Source organism: Pseudomonas mangiferae (assembly GCF_007109405.1).
GTDB lineage: Bacteria > Pseudomonadota > Gammaproteobacteria > Pseudomonadales > Pseudomonadaceae > Pseudomonas_T > Pseudomonas_T mangiferae.
Genome location: NZ_VJOY01000001.1, coordinates 254,240 through 268,274 on the forward strand (window position 1 = coordinate 254,240; position 14,035 = coordinate 268,274).

Sequence of the window (14,035 nt, forward strand, 5' to 3'; positions counted from 1 at the left end):
GTCAGACCCGTACGTTCATCCGCTGGCCCAGGTGGTGGGGCTCCACCAGTTCATCCACCACGCAGGCGGCGAAGCCCAGCAGCCGCGTCCGGGTCGCCTCGTCGGGGGTTGCGCCCGGCGTGCCCAGCTCGTCGATGCTCAGCCCGTCGGGCACCTGCGGCGCGTTGACTAGGGTCCAGCGCAGGGGGCTGTCCTTGAGCGCGTCGCCGAGCCGTGTGGCCAGGTCACCCAGGGGCGGCGCGGTGGCTTCCAGCCAGTCGAAATCGCCGATCAGCAGCAGGCGGTCCACTTTCACCCGGGGCAAGCCCAAGGCCAGGGACTCGATGGCCTCCAGCTGGCGGCGCGGCGTGCGGGTATGGTCCTGTTGGTCGCCGGCGGGCAGGCGCGGGCTGCTCAGCACCGCGATCACCCCGTCGGCTCCGGCCACGCTCTCGCTGACGCTGAGGGCATCGAACAGGTCGCCCTTCTTGGCGCGCAGTCCGGGGCGGGCGGTCAGGGCGTTGAGGTCGTCGAGGATGGCGATGCCCTCGTGCTGGCGGGTCAGCAGCTGCGCCAGCAGCGCACTGCCGAGGCTGCTCTGGGCGCCGTAGAGGGCGAACTTGAGAAGGCGGGTTTCCAGGTTCTTCATGGCAGGCTCACGAATACGAAGTCGGACGGCGCGCCGACACTCACGGTTTGCAGCAGCGCACCGATCCGCCCGTCATGGGGATCGCGCTCGAACAGGCGTATGCAGTCGCTGCCCTGGTTCGCTACGAGCAGGAAGCGCCCCGAGGGGGACAGGGCGAACTCCCGTGGCTCCTGGCCTTCGCAACTGCGGCGCTGCAGCAGGTCCAGCCGGCCAGCGTCCGGGTCGACTCGGTAGACCACGAGGTGATTGTGCTCGCCGCGGTCGACTGCATAGAGGAAGCGTCCGTCGGCGGACAGGTGAAGGGCGCCGGCGGCCACCTTGCCCTGGAACCCGTCCGGCGCCAGGCGCAGCCGTTGCAGCGGAGTCAGGACGCCCTCGGCATGGGCCAGGGCCAGCAACTCGCCGCTCAGCTCCAGGGTCAGGTAGGCGAAGCGACCGTCCTGGGAGAACACCAGGTGGCGCGGGCCGCTGCCGGGCGGCGCCTCGAAGTACGAAGCCGGTTGCAGGGGTGGTTCGGTATCAGGCTGGTAGCGGTGGACGACCACTTCGTCCGCGCCCAGGTCGCAGGCGAACAGGTAACGACCGGATGGATCGCTGACCACGCAGTGCACGTGCCCGTGAGCCTGGCGCTCCGGGTCGATCGCGCTGCCCCGGGCATGGATTTGCTTGTGCCGGGCGCGCAACAGGGCGCCTTCGGCGGTTACGGGCAGGACGCTCAGGACACCCGGTTCGCGGTCGGCCGCGTAGTTGGCGACGAACAGGTGCCGGCCATCCGCCGCCAGGCTCGCGTGAGTCGGGTGGTCCCCTTCCGAAGGCTGGCTCTCGCAGGCCTCCAGGCGTCCGCTGGCGTCCCGGCGGAAGCAGCCGACCCGGCCCTCGCTGTCCTCGTGCACGGCGTACAGCAGGTCCGCCGAAGGCGAGAGCACCAGCCAGGAGGGGTTGCTACAGGGCACTTCCTGGCGGCGTTCGCCGATGTGGCCGGCCCGGTCGTCGAAATCGAAGACCTGGATGCCGGCACTGCTGCCCGCGGTGTACGTGCCCACCAGCAACTGGTGGCGAACGTCGGCCGGGCAGGTCGGGTTGGTCATGGATCAGTCCTTGTGCAACGAGCGCGTCGTAGCAGATGGACCGCGAGACCGACGGCGCGGTTCGAAAGACCCTGCGCCTGGCAGGGCCATCGCGCAGGGCGGGCCTGGTCTGAACTCCCGGACGGGGCTACCAGTCTGCTAGTTCAGGCCCAGACGGTGGAGGCGAGCATGCAGATCAGACTGGACGGCCAGGTGGCGTTGGTGACCGGCGCCAGTTCCGGCATCGGCCAGGGGTGCGCCCGCGCCCTGGCGGACAGCGGGGCGGCGGTGGCGATCAACTACAACTCCCAGGCGGAACCGGCCGAGCGTCTGGCCGCGGAGATCGTCGCCGCGGGCGGCAAGGCGCTGGCCATCGGCGCCGACGTCTCCGACGAACAGGCGGTGCAGCGGATGTTCCAGCAGATCCTCGAGGCGTTCGGTCACCTGGATATCCTGCTGGCCAACTCCGGCATGCAGAAGGACGCCCCCAGCGCCGAGCTGAGCCTCGACGACTGGAACGCGGTGCTCAACGTCAACCTCACCGGCCAGTTCCTCTGCGCCCGGGAGGCGATCCGCATCTTCCAGCGCCAGGGCGTTCGCTCCGGCGTGTCCCGGGCTGCGGGCAAGATCATCCACATGAGCTCGGTGCACGAGCGCATTCCATGGGCCGGCCACGTCAACTACGCCGCCTCCAAGGGCGGGGTGGACATGCTGATGCGGACCCTGGCCCAGGAGCTGTCCGGCCAGCGCATCCGCATCAACGGCGTCGCCCCCGGGGCAATCCGCACCGCCATCAATACCGATACCACCGCGGGCGAAGAAGGCGAGCGCCTGCTGGACCTGATTCCCTACGGCCGCATCGGCGACGTGGAGGACGTGGCCAATGCGGTGGTCTGGCTGGCTTCCGACGCTTCGGACTACGTGGTGGGCGAGACCCTGTTCGTCGACGGCGGCATGAGCCTCTACCCGGGGTTCCGCGACAATGGCTGAGAACTGCACGCGGTACCACGCTCATCCCGAAGAGCAGGGCAACGGCCAGCGCCCCATCGAAGCCCATGGCATCGTCGGCGACCTGCGCAGTGCCGCCCTGGTGGCGGACGATGGCTGCGTGGATTTCTTCTGCTGGCCGGACTTCGATAGCCCGACGGTATTCGCCTCGTTGCTGGATACCCCCGAGGCCGGCATCTTCGACCTGGCGCCGGTGCTGCCCGGGGCGCGGCGCCAGCAACTCTACGTGCCGGACACCAATGTGCTGCAGACCCGCTGGCTGGCGGACGATGCGGTGGTGCTGCTCACGGATTTCATGCCCATCTGCGACGCGCCGGGCCTGCCGCGCCTGGTGCGGCGCATCGAAGTGGCCCAGGGCGAGGCGGAGATTCGCCTGGAGTGCCGGGTCCGCCACGACTACGGACGCGCCGATACCCAGGCGGAAATCCTCGGAAGCGGCGACGTGCGGTTCAGCGCACCCGGCCAGCCCGCGCTGCGCCTGTCCGCCACTACCACCCTGGATGTGGAGGGAGGAAGCGCCGTGGCGCGGTTCCGTCTGGGTCACGGCGAACACGCCCAGTTCACTCTCGGCGGCGACGAAGACGTGCGGGTGGACGCCGGCGACGCGGTCGCCTGCCTGCGCGAGACGGAAGCATTCTGGCGACGCTGGTTGGGCCAGTCCCAGTACAAGGGGCGTTGGCGGGAGGCGGTGAATCGTTCCGCCTTGGCGCTGAAACTGCTGACCTCCCGGGACGGTGCGATCCTCGCCGCCGCCACCTTCGGCCTTCCGGAAGCCCGGGGTGGCGAACGGAACTGGGACTATCGCTATACATGGATCCGCGACGCCTCCTTCACCGTCTACGCGTTCATGCGCCTGGGCTTCACTGAGGAAGCCAACGCCTACATGCGTTGGCTGCGCAAGCAGGTGCACGACTGCCAGGAAGTGCCGGGCAAGCTGCGCATCCTCTATGGCATCGACGGCCGCCAGGAGTTGCCGGAGGAAACCCTGGACCACCTGAGCGGCTACGGCGGCGCGAAGCCGGTGCGAATCGGCAACGAGGCCTATGCCCAGGTCCAGCTGGATATCTATGGCGAACTGCTGGACGCGGTCTACCTCGCCAACAAGTACGGCGAGGCCATTTCCCACGACGGCTGGCAGCAGGTGGTGCGGGTGGTGGATCACCTGTGCGAGACCTGGCAGGAACCGGACGTGGGAATCTGGGAAATGCGCGGCGAAGCCCAGCACTTCCTGCATTCCCGGCTGATGTGCTGGGTCGCCCTGGACCGCGCCATCCGCCTGGCCAACAAGCGCTCGCTGCCGGCACCCTTCGCCCGCTGGGACTGCGAGCGGACCAAGATCCACGAAGACATCTGGACGCGGTTCTGGGACGAGGAGGGCAACCACTTCGTCCAGCACATCGGCAGCCGCGCCCTGGACGGCTCGATGCTGCTGATGCCCCTGGTGCGATTCGTCAGCGCCACCGACCCGCGCTGGCTCTCGACCCTCGGCGCCATCGAGAAAACCCTTGTACGCGATGGCATGGTCTATCGCTACCGCACCCACGACACCCCCTCGGATGCCTTGCCGGGCGAAGAAGGCGCCTTTGCCGCCTGCTCCTTCTGGTACGTGGAATGCCTGGCTCGCGCCGGCCGTATCGATGAAGCGCACCTGGAGTTCGAACAACTGCTGCGCTATGCCAATCCGGTGGGGCTCTACGCGGAAGAGTTCGACAAGGACGGCCGCCCCCTGGGCAACCTGCCCCAGGCCCTGACCCACCTCGCCCTGATCAGCGCCGCGACCTACCTGGACCGCACGCTGAATGGCGGGATTACGTTGTGGAAGCCCTGAGTTCTGGGTGTGAACACATTCAACCTCTGTGCGAAACCGACTGTGCTATATACAGCCGCTTTCGACGCAAGAGGGAGTTGGACTCATGTCGAGTCTGCATAAGGACGGAATGCTCATGGATGCGCGGGTCAGTGCCATGCGCTTCACCAGTATCGAACAGGGCGACCTGAGTGGAGTGCACGCGATCGTGGTCCACCAGACGGATTCTGACTCTGCATCAGTACGTTATCCGGCTACAAGCAAGGCGGTAATGGTGCGCACTTCCTGATAGACAAGAATGGCCAGATTTATCAGACGGCCAGTGTCTTGAAGCGTTGTTACCACGTTGGCAGATTACTCAAGTCTAAGTGCCTAGAAATCAACAAGAACAACTGCGATGCCGGTGCCATGGCCAGAATCCTAGCCATGAAATGGTCTGCACAAATCCGCGCATTGGATTCCCATGAGCGAGGAAAGCGCTATCCGGACCGCTACCCGGTGAACAGTGATTCGGTAGGTATAGAACTGGTTGGCAGGAGCCTAAGCGATGTGACGTACGAGTCCGTCACCGCGCAACAAAACAGTTCCCTGCAATGGCTGGTGGATGAGTTGTATCGCCACTTCAGCCTCACGTCCGCGGATGTGTACAGGCATCCGGCTATTTCCTACAAGAATCCCGGCGAGGCGAGTTCCGCACAATGGAAATGAAGCACGCCTATGTCTTGCTCTTGTTGATGACACTCTCCGCCTGCTCTAAGGACTTCCAGGGCGGAAAACTCGAACGTGTCTACGTCGAGGATTTCACTTCGTCGAATATCCAGCAATGCAAACCCGAGGATGTGGATTTGAGCAACGCCCAGGCAAAAGCATTTTTCGAGCGGGCGCGAATCGTGGACAGCCGAACATTGCACGACCACTACGAATACGCCTCCTGCGCTATCGAAGGCGTAGCCACTTATGCAGGGCAATCCTGTAGTTGGCAGATACAAGCAAGTGCTACTGGACGTTTGCGTTGTGGCGAAACAACGTGGTTATTCGCCTGCGATGAATGCGATGACTTGTTCGATACCTCCAAGTAAAACGCTGTACCTGATATGAATGAAGTGCGGCGGGGATGAAGCCATGAAGTCCCGCCAGGCCCATTTATCCACTCGTCGGCATGCTGGCACTCTTGTAGCTAAGGTTTCTTCCAAGGAAAGTAACCCACTCGGAGAGTTCGCCATGCCTTCGAAACAGATCATCCCAGCCTTTGTCCTGGCCCTCGCTACTGCCTTCTCGGCCGCCGCCCATGCCCAGAGCACTATGCCCGGTGCGCCCAGTGGTCCGGGTGCGGGCTCGCCCACCACGCCGCGTACCGATGACACCCTCATTCAGGAGCCCATGGGCAACGACACCGAGCATGGCACGGTGATGGAGCACGAAAACCGCATCACCCTGGACGGAAAGACCGGCTCAGGGACCGATGGCACCGATGCCCGCACCACCGGCAGCGGCACCACCAGCGAGAGCATCCCGGGCAATATCCCGCCGGCCCGCAGCGAGTGAAACGCTCGTCCTGATAAGCCGTGCCGGCTAAGCTGCCGGCATGGCGTCTTCTTCTCCCTCTTTTCTCCCCCGGCTCACCGACACCTGCCTCCGAGTGATGGCCGGCGATGCCGACACGCTTTCGGCCTTGCGCAGCCACGGATTCGAATGCGACGTGGCCCATTGGGCTTTCACCTTGCCGGCCTTGCATGCCTGGCTCTGTCCGGCGCTGCGCTATCCCGCGTTTCTGAAGGCGCTGTACGGCGGCACGTTGAACCAGGACCTCGCGGCCCATGGCGCGGAGATCGTGGTGGGGGTCGATCGAGGGAAGGTGGACGTGAATGGCTACCGGCTGCAGGCGTGGCGGACGCCTCAGGCGTCGTCGGAAGACGCCGTACGATAGAGATGGGCGTGGCCGGCGCGGTACAGGGACGAGCGACCGAACGCGTCCGTGGCCAGGACCCGGCCTACCAGGATCAGCGCGGTGCGGCGAAACCCTTTGGCGTCGACCTGGGCCTGGATATCGGCCAGGGTGCCCATGACCCAGCCCTGGTCCGGCCAGGTGGCGCGATGGACTACCGCTATCGGGCAGTCGGCGCCGTAGTGAGGCAGCAGGGTCTCGATGATCGACGCGAGGTGGGCTACGCCCAGGTGGATCGACAGGGTGGCCCGGTGCCGGGCGAGTTCAGCCAGCTGTTCACCGTTGGGCATCGCGGTGCGCTGGGCATGGCGCGTGAGGATCACGCTCTGGGCCACATCCGGAAGCGTCAGCTCCACCCCGAGCACGGCGGCGCAGGCCGAGGTGGCGGTGACTCCGGGAACGATCTCGTAGGGAATGCCAGCGTTTCGCAGGGCGACGATCTGCTCGCCGATGGCGCCGTACAGCGACGGGTCGCCGGAATGCACGCGGGCCACGTCCCAGCCGCGCGCGTGGGCCTCACGCAAGTGGTCGACGATCTGCTCCAGGTGCAGGGTGGAGGTATCGATCACCTGTTCCGCGCGATGACCATCCAGTACCGCCAGCGGCACGAGGGAGCCGGCGTAGAGAATCACCGGGCAGCTGCGGACCAGCCGCTGGCCCTTGACTGTGATGAGTTCGGGATCGCCCGGCCCGGCGCCGATGAAGTAGACGGTCATAGCGAATCGGCCGCCTGGCCCTCGACCCGCGCCAAAGCAACGCTGGCGTGGCCGCTGCTGCGCTTGCCGACGCGCAGTTCGGCCGGCCCTTCGCCCCAGCGGTCGGCCAGGGCGAGCGCGGCGGCCTCGGCGATGCCGGCGCAGCCCGTGGCGTCTAGCACCCGCGCCGAAGGGCTGTGCAGACGCCCGGTGTGGCGGGCCAGGACGGTCTCGTCGAATCCTTCCAGGGGCAGGGCCCGTTGCCGGGCCAGTCCCGCCAGGGCCGGTTCGACGCACTTGCGTTGCAGGCTGGCCAGGCCCATCAGCGCGCTGCGCGGCACGCCGGCTTCGTCCAGTACACGGTCCAGCAGCGCGGCCAGCTCGGCTGTCTCGCAACCTTGCCGGCAGCCGAGGCCCGCAACGTAGCGGGTCATCGGGCCCCGTGGGCCGGGCGGCTGAACAGCCAGGCGCTGGCAGCGCCCAAGGCGAGCCAGAACAGCGCGTTGGTGGTCAGCGAGGCGAAGACGAACTGGCGCTCCAGGTGTTCGGGCGCCAGGCTCTCGTGCATCTCCGGCTGCGGGGCGCCGATCAGGTGCGGCACGGCGATCAGCAGCAACGCCCCGATCCGCAGCGCCCAATGCCGGGCGAATACCAGCAGTGCGAGGCCCACGGCGGTAGCCGTGGCGGTGCCTACCCACCAGTACTGGCGCAGCAGCAGGTCGGCGGCAGCGGTCCCCGGCAGTTCCGGCGGCAGGCCGGCGGCCGGCGCCAGGTTGAAGGTAACGAAACCCGCGGCGCCCCAGGCCAGGCCCTCGCGCACCCGCAGGGGCGCCTTCAGGGAATACAGGCCGGCCAGCATCAGGGCGAAGCCCACGGCCACCACCAGGTTGCTGCCGCTGGTGGACAGGGTGCGCTGCCAGCCGTCTTCCGGCGACCAGGCTTCGGCGTCCTCCTCATGCACGTGGGCGGCCGCGCCGTCGCCATGCTCGTGGACAGCGGCCGGCTCGCTGTTCTCGTAGGTCTCCGCTTCGAGGATCAGCGGGGTGACCCAGAGCAGTTGCAGCACGGTCAGCAGAATGGCGGCCAGCAGGCCGGCGAGCCCTGCGGTGTGGGCGATGCGCTTGAACATGGCGACGCTCCTCAGTGGCAGGGGAAGGCAGTGCTGTGACGGGTGTCGTGGGTGGCGTTGTGCACCGCGTCGATGTGGGAGAAGCCGGCGAAGTAGACCAGCAGGGCACCCAGCAGGCAGCTGCCGATGGCCAGGGGCAGGCGTTGCGACAGGGAATGGGCGGCGAGGCTGGAGGAGGCGAGGGCGCTGCGAGGCATGGGTGCGTTCCTTCTGGAGCTGCGAGGTGGACATCGGGAGGCAGCCGGCACGCACGAAAGCCGGGCCGCACGCGGCGCCCCGGTTCCAGCTCGTGTCCGCCCGCCGCGGTAAGCCAAACAACGGACCAGGCCGGTCTCCGGGCTTGCGAGGATCGGCCATCGGCCGACGGCGGAAACCGCCTTCCCGTGCATCGCACAGTGGCCATCGGTTTCCATCGCTCGCTTACCGTTGCGGGGGCAGCGCCGGACTTGAAGGGGTAAAACCCCCAGCGCACCGGCTTCCCGTTTCACCTCGCGCACGGCCGCGCGGGGCACCTGGAACAGTCGGGTAGGACAGCATGAATGCCGGGCGAGCGTCAACCTCGCCGATTGACCCCGCCCCGGTCCCTGCGTAGCCTTGCCGGTTCGAGGTGTCCGGCCCTGCCGCCGGACCGTGGCGTCCGCGATGCGTGGGCGCCGCGGAGGGAACGCGGATGTGCCGCGGCTGCCCCCGCAACTGCGAACGGCCAGACCTGTCCAGGCGCCACTGCGGTTTTCACCGTGGGAAGGCGGGCAGGCGCGCGATGCGCACGCCGTGAGCCAGGAGACCTGCCTCGACCCGCCGCTCTCGCGGCGCTCCAGACAACCGGGCGGGGTGATCCGGTGGCGAGTCTCCGCGCGGGCCCGCCCGCGTCCGTCGCCCCTGCCCGCCGTTCCGCTTCGTTCAGAACAGGACTGCGCAGCACATGAAGACCCTGGGCAAACTACCCGTCACCATCGTCACCGGCTTCCTTGGCGCCGGGAAAACCACCCTGCTGCGGCACCTGCTCGACCAGGCCCAGGGGCGGCGCATCGCGGTGATCGTCAATGAGTTTGGCGAGCTGGGCATCGACGGCGAGATCCTCAAGCAGTGCACCATCGGTTGCAGCGAGGAAGAGGCGGTGGGGCGCGTCTTCGAACTGGCCAACGGCTGCCTGTGCTGTACGGTGCAGGAAGAATTCTTCCCGGTGATGCGCGAGCTGGTGGCGCGCCGGGATACGCTCGACCACATCCTCATCGAGACCTCCGGGCTGGCCCTGCCGAAGCCCCTGGTCCAGGCCTTCCAATGGCCGGAAATCCGCAACGCCTGTACCGTCGACGCGGTGATCACCGTGGTGGACAGCCCGGCGGTGGCGGCCGGCACCTTCGCCGCCCACCCGGAGCAGGTGGACGCCCAGCGCCGCCAGGACCCCAACCTGGACCACGAGTCGCCCCTCCACGAACTGTTCGAAGACCAGCTGGCCAGCGCCGACCTGGTGGTGCTCAACAAGACCGACCTGCTGGACGCCACCGCCCTGGAGCGGGTGCGCGCCGAGGTGTCCGAAGAGCTGCCCGCCGCGGTGAAGGTGATCGAGGCGCGCCAGGGTCAGCTGCCGCTGGACGTGCTGCTGGGGCTGAACGCCGAGGCGGAAGCCCATATCGACGGGCGGCCCGGCCATCACGATCACGCACCGGGCGAAGAACACGACCACGACGCCTTCGACTCCTTCTCCGTCGACCTGCCGGAAGTGGACGAGAAATGCCTGCTGGAGACCCTCGCCACCCTGGTGCGGCGCCACGGCATCCTGCGCGCCAAGGGCTTCGTCGCCGTGCCCGGCAAGCCCATGCGCCTGCTGGTGCAGGGCGTCGGGGAGCGCTTCGACCGGCATTTCGACCGTCCCTGGCGCGCCGACGAGGCCCGACTCACCCGGCTGGTGCTCATCGGCCAGGCCCTGGACCAGGCGGCCATCGTCGCCGAATTGCGCGCGGCGCTCTGATGGCCGTGCACCGCCTGCCCCGACCACTCCGGCGTTGCTGATCCAATGCACCTGCTGCGCACCCAGCCCGGCGGTTTCGTGCCGGACGACGGTATCGCCCACCTGGCCCAGACCCCGGCGGAGCTGGTGGTGCTGTGCAGCGGCGACTCGCACCTGTCGCTGCTGGCGGAGGCTGCCCGGGAGTTGCCGGACGACTACCCGAGCCTGCGCCTGGCGAACCCCACGCAGCTGCGCAACCACGCCTCCGTGGACCTCTACGTGGAGGAAGTGCTGCGTCACGCGCGGGTGATCCTGCTGTCGCTGCATGGCGGCATCGGTTACTGGCGCTACGGCGTGGAGCGGCTGCAGGCCCTGGGTTGGGACGGCACCACCCTGGTGATGGTGCCAGGGGACGACCGCCCCGATCCGGAGCTGAGTGCCCTGGGCAACGTGGACGCGGCGGACGCCGAGCGGGCTTGGCAGTACCTGCGCCAGGGCGGGCTGGCCAATGCCCGGCAGTTCTATCGGTTCGTCGGCCAGCGCTGGTTCGGCCGCGCGGAGGCCTGGGTAGAGCCCCAGGCGCTGCCGCGGGTAGCGCTGTATCACCCGCACCTGCCGGCGCCGGGCCTGGACGACTGGCGCGCCGACTGGACGCCGCCGCGCCCGGTGGTGGCGCTGCTGTTCTATCGCACCCACCTGCAGGCGGCCAACACGGCCTTCATCGACGCCTTCATCGCGCGCCTCCAGGCCCAGGGGCTGGACCCCCTGCCCATCGCCGTGGCCAGCCTCAAGGAGGCCGCCTGCCTGGACGCGGTGGAGGCCCTGTTCGACGCGGCGGACGTGGCGCTGGTGATCAATACCACGGGGTTCGCCCAGTCCAACCCGGAAGCGCCCAGCCGCCTGCCGTTCCGCCGCCCGGTGCCGGTGATGCAGGCGATCTGCGCCCTGGACAACCGCCAGGTCTGGGAAGACAGCAGCCGCGGCCTGGGACCGCGCGACCTGGCGATGCACGTGGCCCTGCCGGAGCTGGACGGGCGCATCATTACCCGGCCGATCAGCTTCAAGGACCTGGCCTGGCGCAGCGAGCGCAGCCAGAGCGACGTGGTGTGCTACCGGGCCGACCCGGCGCGCATGGACTTCGTGGCGGAGCTGGCGCGGCGCTGGTGCCGCCTGGCGCGCCTGGCCAACGCCGACAAGCGGGTCGCCCTGATCCTCGCCAACTACCCGACCCGGGACGGCCGCATCGGCAATGGCGTCGGCCTGGACACGCCGGCGGCGGCCCTGAACATCCTGCGCGCCCTGGCCGAGCGGGGGTACCCGGTGGCCGGGCTGCCGGAGGACGGCAGCGCGCTGATCCACGCGCTGCTGGGCGGGATCAGCAACGACCTGGACACCCTGGACCTGCGTCCGGCCCGCCAGAGCCTGGCCCTGGACGAATACCGGGCGCATTTCGACCGACTGCCCGAGGCCAATCGCCAGGCCATCCTGTCGCGCTGGGGCGAGCCGGAGGCCGATCCGATGTTCCGTCGGGGCCGGCTGATGGTGGCCGGGTTGCGGGTCGGCCTGACCTTCGTCGGCATCCAGCCGGCCCGCGGCTACCAGGTCGACCCCAGCGCCGTGTACCACGACCCGGCGCTGGTGCCGCCCCATGGCTACCTGGCGTTCTATTTCTGGCTGCGTCACGTGTTCGCCGTGGACGCGGTGATCCACGTGGGCAAGCACGGCAACCTGGAATGGCTGCCCGGCAAGGGCGTCGGGCTATCCGAGGCCTGCTGGCCGGATGCGGTGCTGGGACCGCTGCCCAATGTCTATCCGTTCATCGTCAACGACCCGGGGGAGGGCGCCCAGGCCAAGCGACGCACCCAGGCGGTGATCATCGACCACCTGATGCCGCCGCTGACCCGGGCGGAGAACTACGGTCCGCTGCGGGACCTGGAGCGTTTGGCGGACGAGTACTACGACGCCTGCCTGCTGGACCCGCGCCGTGCGGAGCAATTGCGGGGCGAAATCCTGGCCTGCGTGCGCACCACCCAACTGGACCGGGAACTGGGATTGCAGGTGGGCGGCGACGACGAGGGCTGGTTGCCGCAGCTGGACGCCTACCTCTGCGACCTCAAGGAATCGCAGATCCGCGACGGGCTTCATGTGTTCGGCGAATCCCCCACCGGCACGCTGCGGGATGACACGCTGCTGGCGCTGGTGCGCATTCCCCGCGGCGATGGCCGTGGCGCCAACGCCAGCCTGCTGCGGGCCCTGGCGGACGACCTCGGCCTGGGCTTCGACCCCCTGGACGGGGACATGGCCGCCCCCTGGGCCGGCCCGCGACCGGACGCGCTGCAGCGGGCGAGCGACGATCCCTGGCGCAGCACCGGGGATACCCGGGAGCGACTGGAGGCCCTGGCCCTGGCACTGATTCGCGGCATCGCTTCGCCTTGCGTCGACTGGCCGGCCAGCCGGGCTGTCCTGGAGCAGGTGCGCACCCGGGTCGCGCCCGCCCTGGATGCCTGCGGGCCCGCGGAAATGCAGGGGCTGCTGGACGCCCTGGACGGTCGCTTCGTCCCCGCCGGGCCCAGCGGCGCGCCGAGCCGCGGGCGGCTGGACGTGCTGCCCACCGGCCGCAACTTCTATTCGGTGGACGTGCGCAACCTGCCCACGCCCACCGCGTGGAGCATCGGCTGGCAGTCGGCGCGCCTGCTGCTGGAGCGGCACCTGCAGGAACACGGCGAGCCCTTGCGGTGCCTCGGCCTGTCGGTGTGGGGCACCGCCACCATGCGCAGCGGCGGTGATGACATCGCCCAGGCCATGGCCCTGATGGGCGTGCGGCCGGTGTGGCAGGCGGGCAGTCAGCGGGTAGAGGACTTCGAAATCCTGCCGCCAGGTGCCCTGGATCACCCGCGGGTGGACGTCACCCTGAGGGTATCGGGGTTCTTCCGCGATGCGTTCGCCAACCTCATCCGGCTGTTCGACGCCGCGGTGCAGGCGGTCGCCGAGCTGGACGAGCCGGACGACTTCAACCCCCTGGCCGCTCACGTGCGCGCCGAACGCGCGCGCCTGCATGACGAGGGCATTTCTGCCGATGACGCCCGGCGCCAGGCCGGCTGGCGGGTCTTCGGCTCAGCGCCGGGCGCCTACGGGGCAGGCGTGCAGGGCGCCATCGAGGCGCGGACCTGGGAAACCCGGGCGGACCTGGCGGAGGTTTACCTGAACTGGGGCGGCTACGCCTATGGCAGCGAAGACGCCGGCAGCCCGGCCCGGGAGCACTTCGCCCAACGCCTGGGCGCGCTGCAGGCGGTGCTGCAGAACCAGGACAACCACGAGCACGACCTGCTGGATTCCAACGATTACTACCAGTTCCAGGGCGGCATGCTGGCCGCGGCGGAAACCCTGGGCGGCGCCCCGGTGGCCAGCTACCACGGCGACCTCAGCCAGCCGGACCGGCCGCGGATGCGCACCCTCAAGGAAGAACTCGGCCGGGTGGTACGGGCCCGGGCGGCCAACCCGAAGTGGATCGCCGGCATGAAGCGCCATGGCTACAAGGGCGCCTTCGAGCTGTCGGCCACGGTGGACTACCTGTTCGCCTTCGACGCCACCAGCGGCCTGGTGGACGATCACCAGTACCGCCTGCTGGCCGACGCCTACCTGCTGGACGAGGACACCCGTGCCTTCATCCAGCAGCACAACCCCGAGGCCTTGCGGGATATCGCCGAGCGCCTGGTGGAAGCCCATCAGCGCGGGCTCTGGGAAACGCCTGGCGACTACCAGGCGCTTCTGGAGAACTTGCTGCTGGACATCGAGGAGTGCTGAC

Annotated in this window: 14 protein-coding genes and 2 riboswitches; of the genes, 8 read left to right on the forward strand and 6 right to left on the reverse strand. The window is 68.5% G+C overall.

Features of this window, described 5'->3' with window-relative positions; all coding sequences use genetic code 11:
• Position 1: 1 nt before the first annotated feature.
• Positions 2 to 628 (reverse strand): NAD(P)-dependent oxidoreductase, encoded by a 627-nt coding sequence (locus tag FM069_RS01110; protein ID WP_143486295.1) that lies wholly within the window; start codon positions 626 to 628, stop codon positions 2 to 4.
• Positions 625 to 1,716 (reverse strand): lactonase family protein, encoded by a 1,092-nt coding sequence (locus FM069_RS01115; RefSeq protein ID WP_233281953.1) that lies wholly within the window; start codon positions 1,714 to 1,716, stop codon positions 625 to 627. Before FM069_RS01115 ends, FM069_RS01110 begins: the two co-directional genes overlap by 4 nt.
• A 168-nt stretch (positions 1,717 to 1,884) precedes the next feature.
• On the opposite strand from FM069_RS01115, the gene FM069_RS01120 reads away from it, so the two are divergent.
• From FM069_RS01120 to FM069_RS01145, 6 genes are all read left to right on the forward strand, one after another.
• Positions 1,885 to 2,685, forward strand: coding sequence for an SDR family oxidoreductase (locus tag FM069_RS01120; protein WP_143486297.1), 801 nt, complete (start codon positions 1,885 to 1,887; stop codon positions 2,683 to 2,685).
• Positions 2,678 to 4,531 carry a glycoside hydrolase family 15 protein gene (locus FM069_RS01125; RefSeq protein ID WP_143486299.1) on the forward strand — a complete coding sequence of 618 codons (1,854 nt, stop codon included), beginning with the start codon at positions 2,678 to 2,680 and terminating at the stop codon, positions 4,529 to 4,531. The genes FM069_RS01120 and FM069_RS01125 overlap by 8 nt, the downstream gene beginning before the upstream one ends.
• Positions 4,532 to 4,816: 285 nt before the next feature.
• Positions 4,817 to 5,218, forward strand: a complete 402-nt coding sequence (locus tag FM069_RS01130) for a peptidoglycan recognition protein family protein (RefSeq protein WP_407681546.1) — start codon at positions 4,817 to 4,819, stop codon at positions 5,216 to 5,218.
• Positions 5,209 to 5,589, forward strand: coding sequence for a hypothetical protein (locus FM069_RS01135; protein WP_143486302.1), 381 nt, complete (start codon positions 5,209 to 5,211; stop codon positions 5,587 to 5,589). The genes FM069_RS01130 and FM069_RS01135 overlap by 10 nt, the downstream gene beginning before the upstream one ends.
• 142 nt (positions 5,590 to 5,731) lie before the next feature.
• Positions 5,732 to 6,055 (forward strand): hypothetical protein, encoded by a 324-nt coding sequence (locus FM069_RS01140; RefSeq protein ID WP_143486305.1) that lies wholly within the window; start codon positions 5,732 to 5,734, stop codon positions 6,053 to 6,055.
• Between the two features lie 40 nt (positions 6,056 to 6,095).
• Positions 6,096 to 6,437: a hypothetical protein gene (locus FM069_RS01145; RefSeq protein WP_143486307.1), complete on the forward strand. Its 342-nt coding sequence runs from the start codon at positions 6,096 to 6,098 to the stop codon at positions 6,435 to 6,437.
• Here the strand turns inward: FM069_RS01145 and cobM are convergent.
• The 4 genes from cobM to FM069_RS01165 are packed head-to-tail and all read right to left on the reverse strand — an operon-like array spanning position 6,407 to position 8,476.
• On the reverse strand, positions 6,407 to 7,171 hold the full coding sequence (gene cobM / locus FM069_RS01150; protein ID WP_143486310.1) for a precorrin-4 C(11)-methyltransferase: 765 nt from the start codon (positions 7,169 to 7,171) through the stop codon (positions 6,407 to 6,409). The two genes, FM069_RS01145 and cobM, sit on opposite strands and share 31 nt — an antisense overlap.
• Positions 7,168 to 7,584: a cobalamin biosynthesis protein gene (locus FM069_RS01155; RefSeq protein WP_143486313.1), complete on the reverse strand. Its 417-nt coding sequence runs from the start codon at positions 7,582 to 7,584 to the stop codon at positions 7,168 to 7,170. Before FM069_RS01155 ends, cobM begins: the two co-directional genes overlap by 4 nt.
• On the reverse strand, positions 7,581 to 8,279 hold the full coding sequence (locus FM069_RS01160; protein WP_143486316.1) for a CbtA family protein: 699 nt from the start codon (positions 8,277 to 8,279) through the stop codon (positions 7,581 to 7,583). The genes FM069_RS01155 and FM069_RS01160 overlap by 4 nt, the downstream gene beginning before the upstream one ends.
• Before the next feature lie 11 nt (positions 8,280 to 8,290).
• Positions 8,291 to 8,476, reverse strand: coding sequence for a CbtB domain-containing protein (locus FM069_RS01165; protein WP_143486319.1), 186 nt, complete (start codon positions 8,474 to 8,476; stop codon positions 8,291 to 8,293).
• A gap of 111 nt (positions 8,477 to 8,587) precedes the next feature.
• Positions 8,588 to 8,810, reverse strand: a riboswitch (cobalamin riboswitch).
• A gap of 128 nt (positions 8,811 to 8,938) precedes the next feature.
• A riboswitch (cobalamin riboswitch) is annotated at positions 8,939 to 9,066 on the forward strand.
• Positions 9,067 to 9,201: 135 nt separating this feature from the next.
• On the opposite strand from FM069_RS01165, the gene cobW reads away from it, so the two are divergent.
• Together cobW and cobN are read left to right on the forward strand one after the other, a co-directional pair.
• The gene (cobW, locus tag FM069_RS01170; RefSeq protein ID WP_143486322.1) at positions 9,202 to 10,251 is read left to right on the forward strand and encodes a cobalamin biosynthesis protein CobW; all 1,050 of its coding nucleotides are present in this window, start codon (positions 9,202 to 9,204) and stop codon (positions 10,249 to 10,251) included.
• A gap of 45 nt (positions 10,252 to 10,296) precedes the next feature.
• A complete protein-coding gene (gene cobN, locus FM069_RS01175) occupies positions 10,297 to 14,034 on the forward strand; it encodes a cobaltochelatase subunit CobN (protein ID WP_143486325.1) in 3,738 nt (1,245 codons plus the stop codon).
• Position 14,035: the final 1 nt, after the last annotated feature.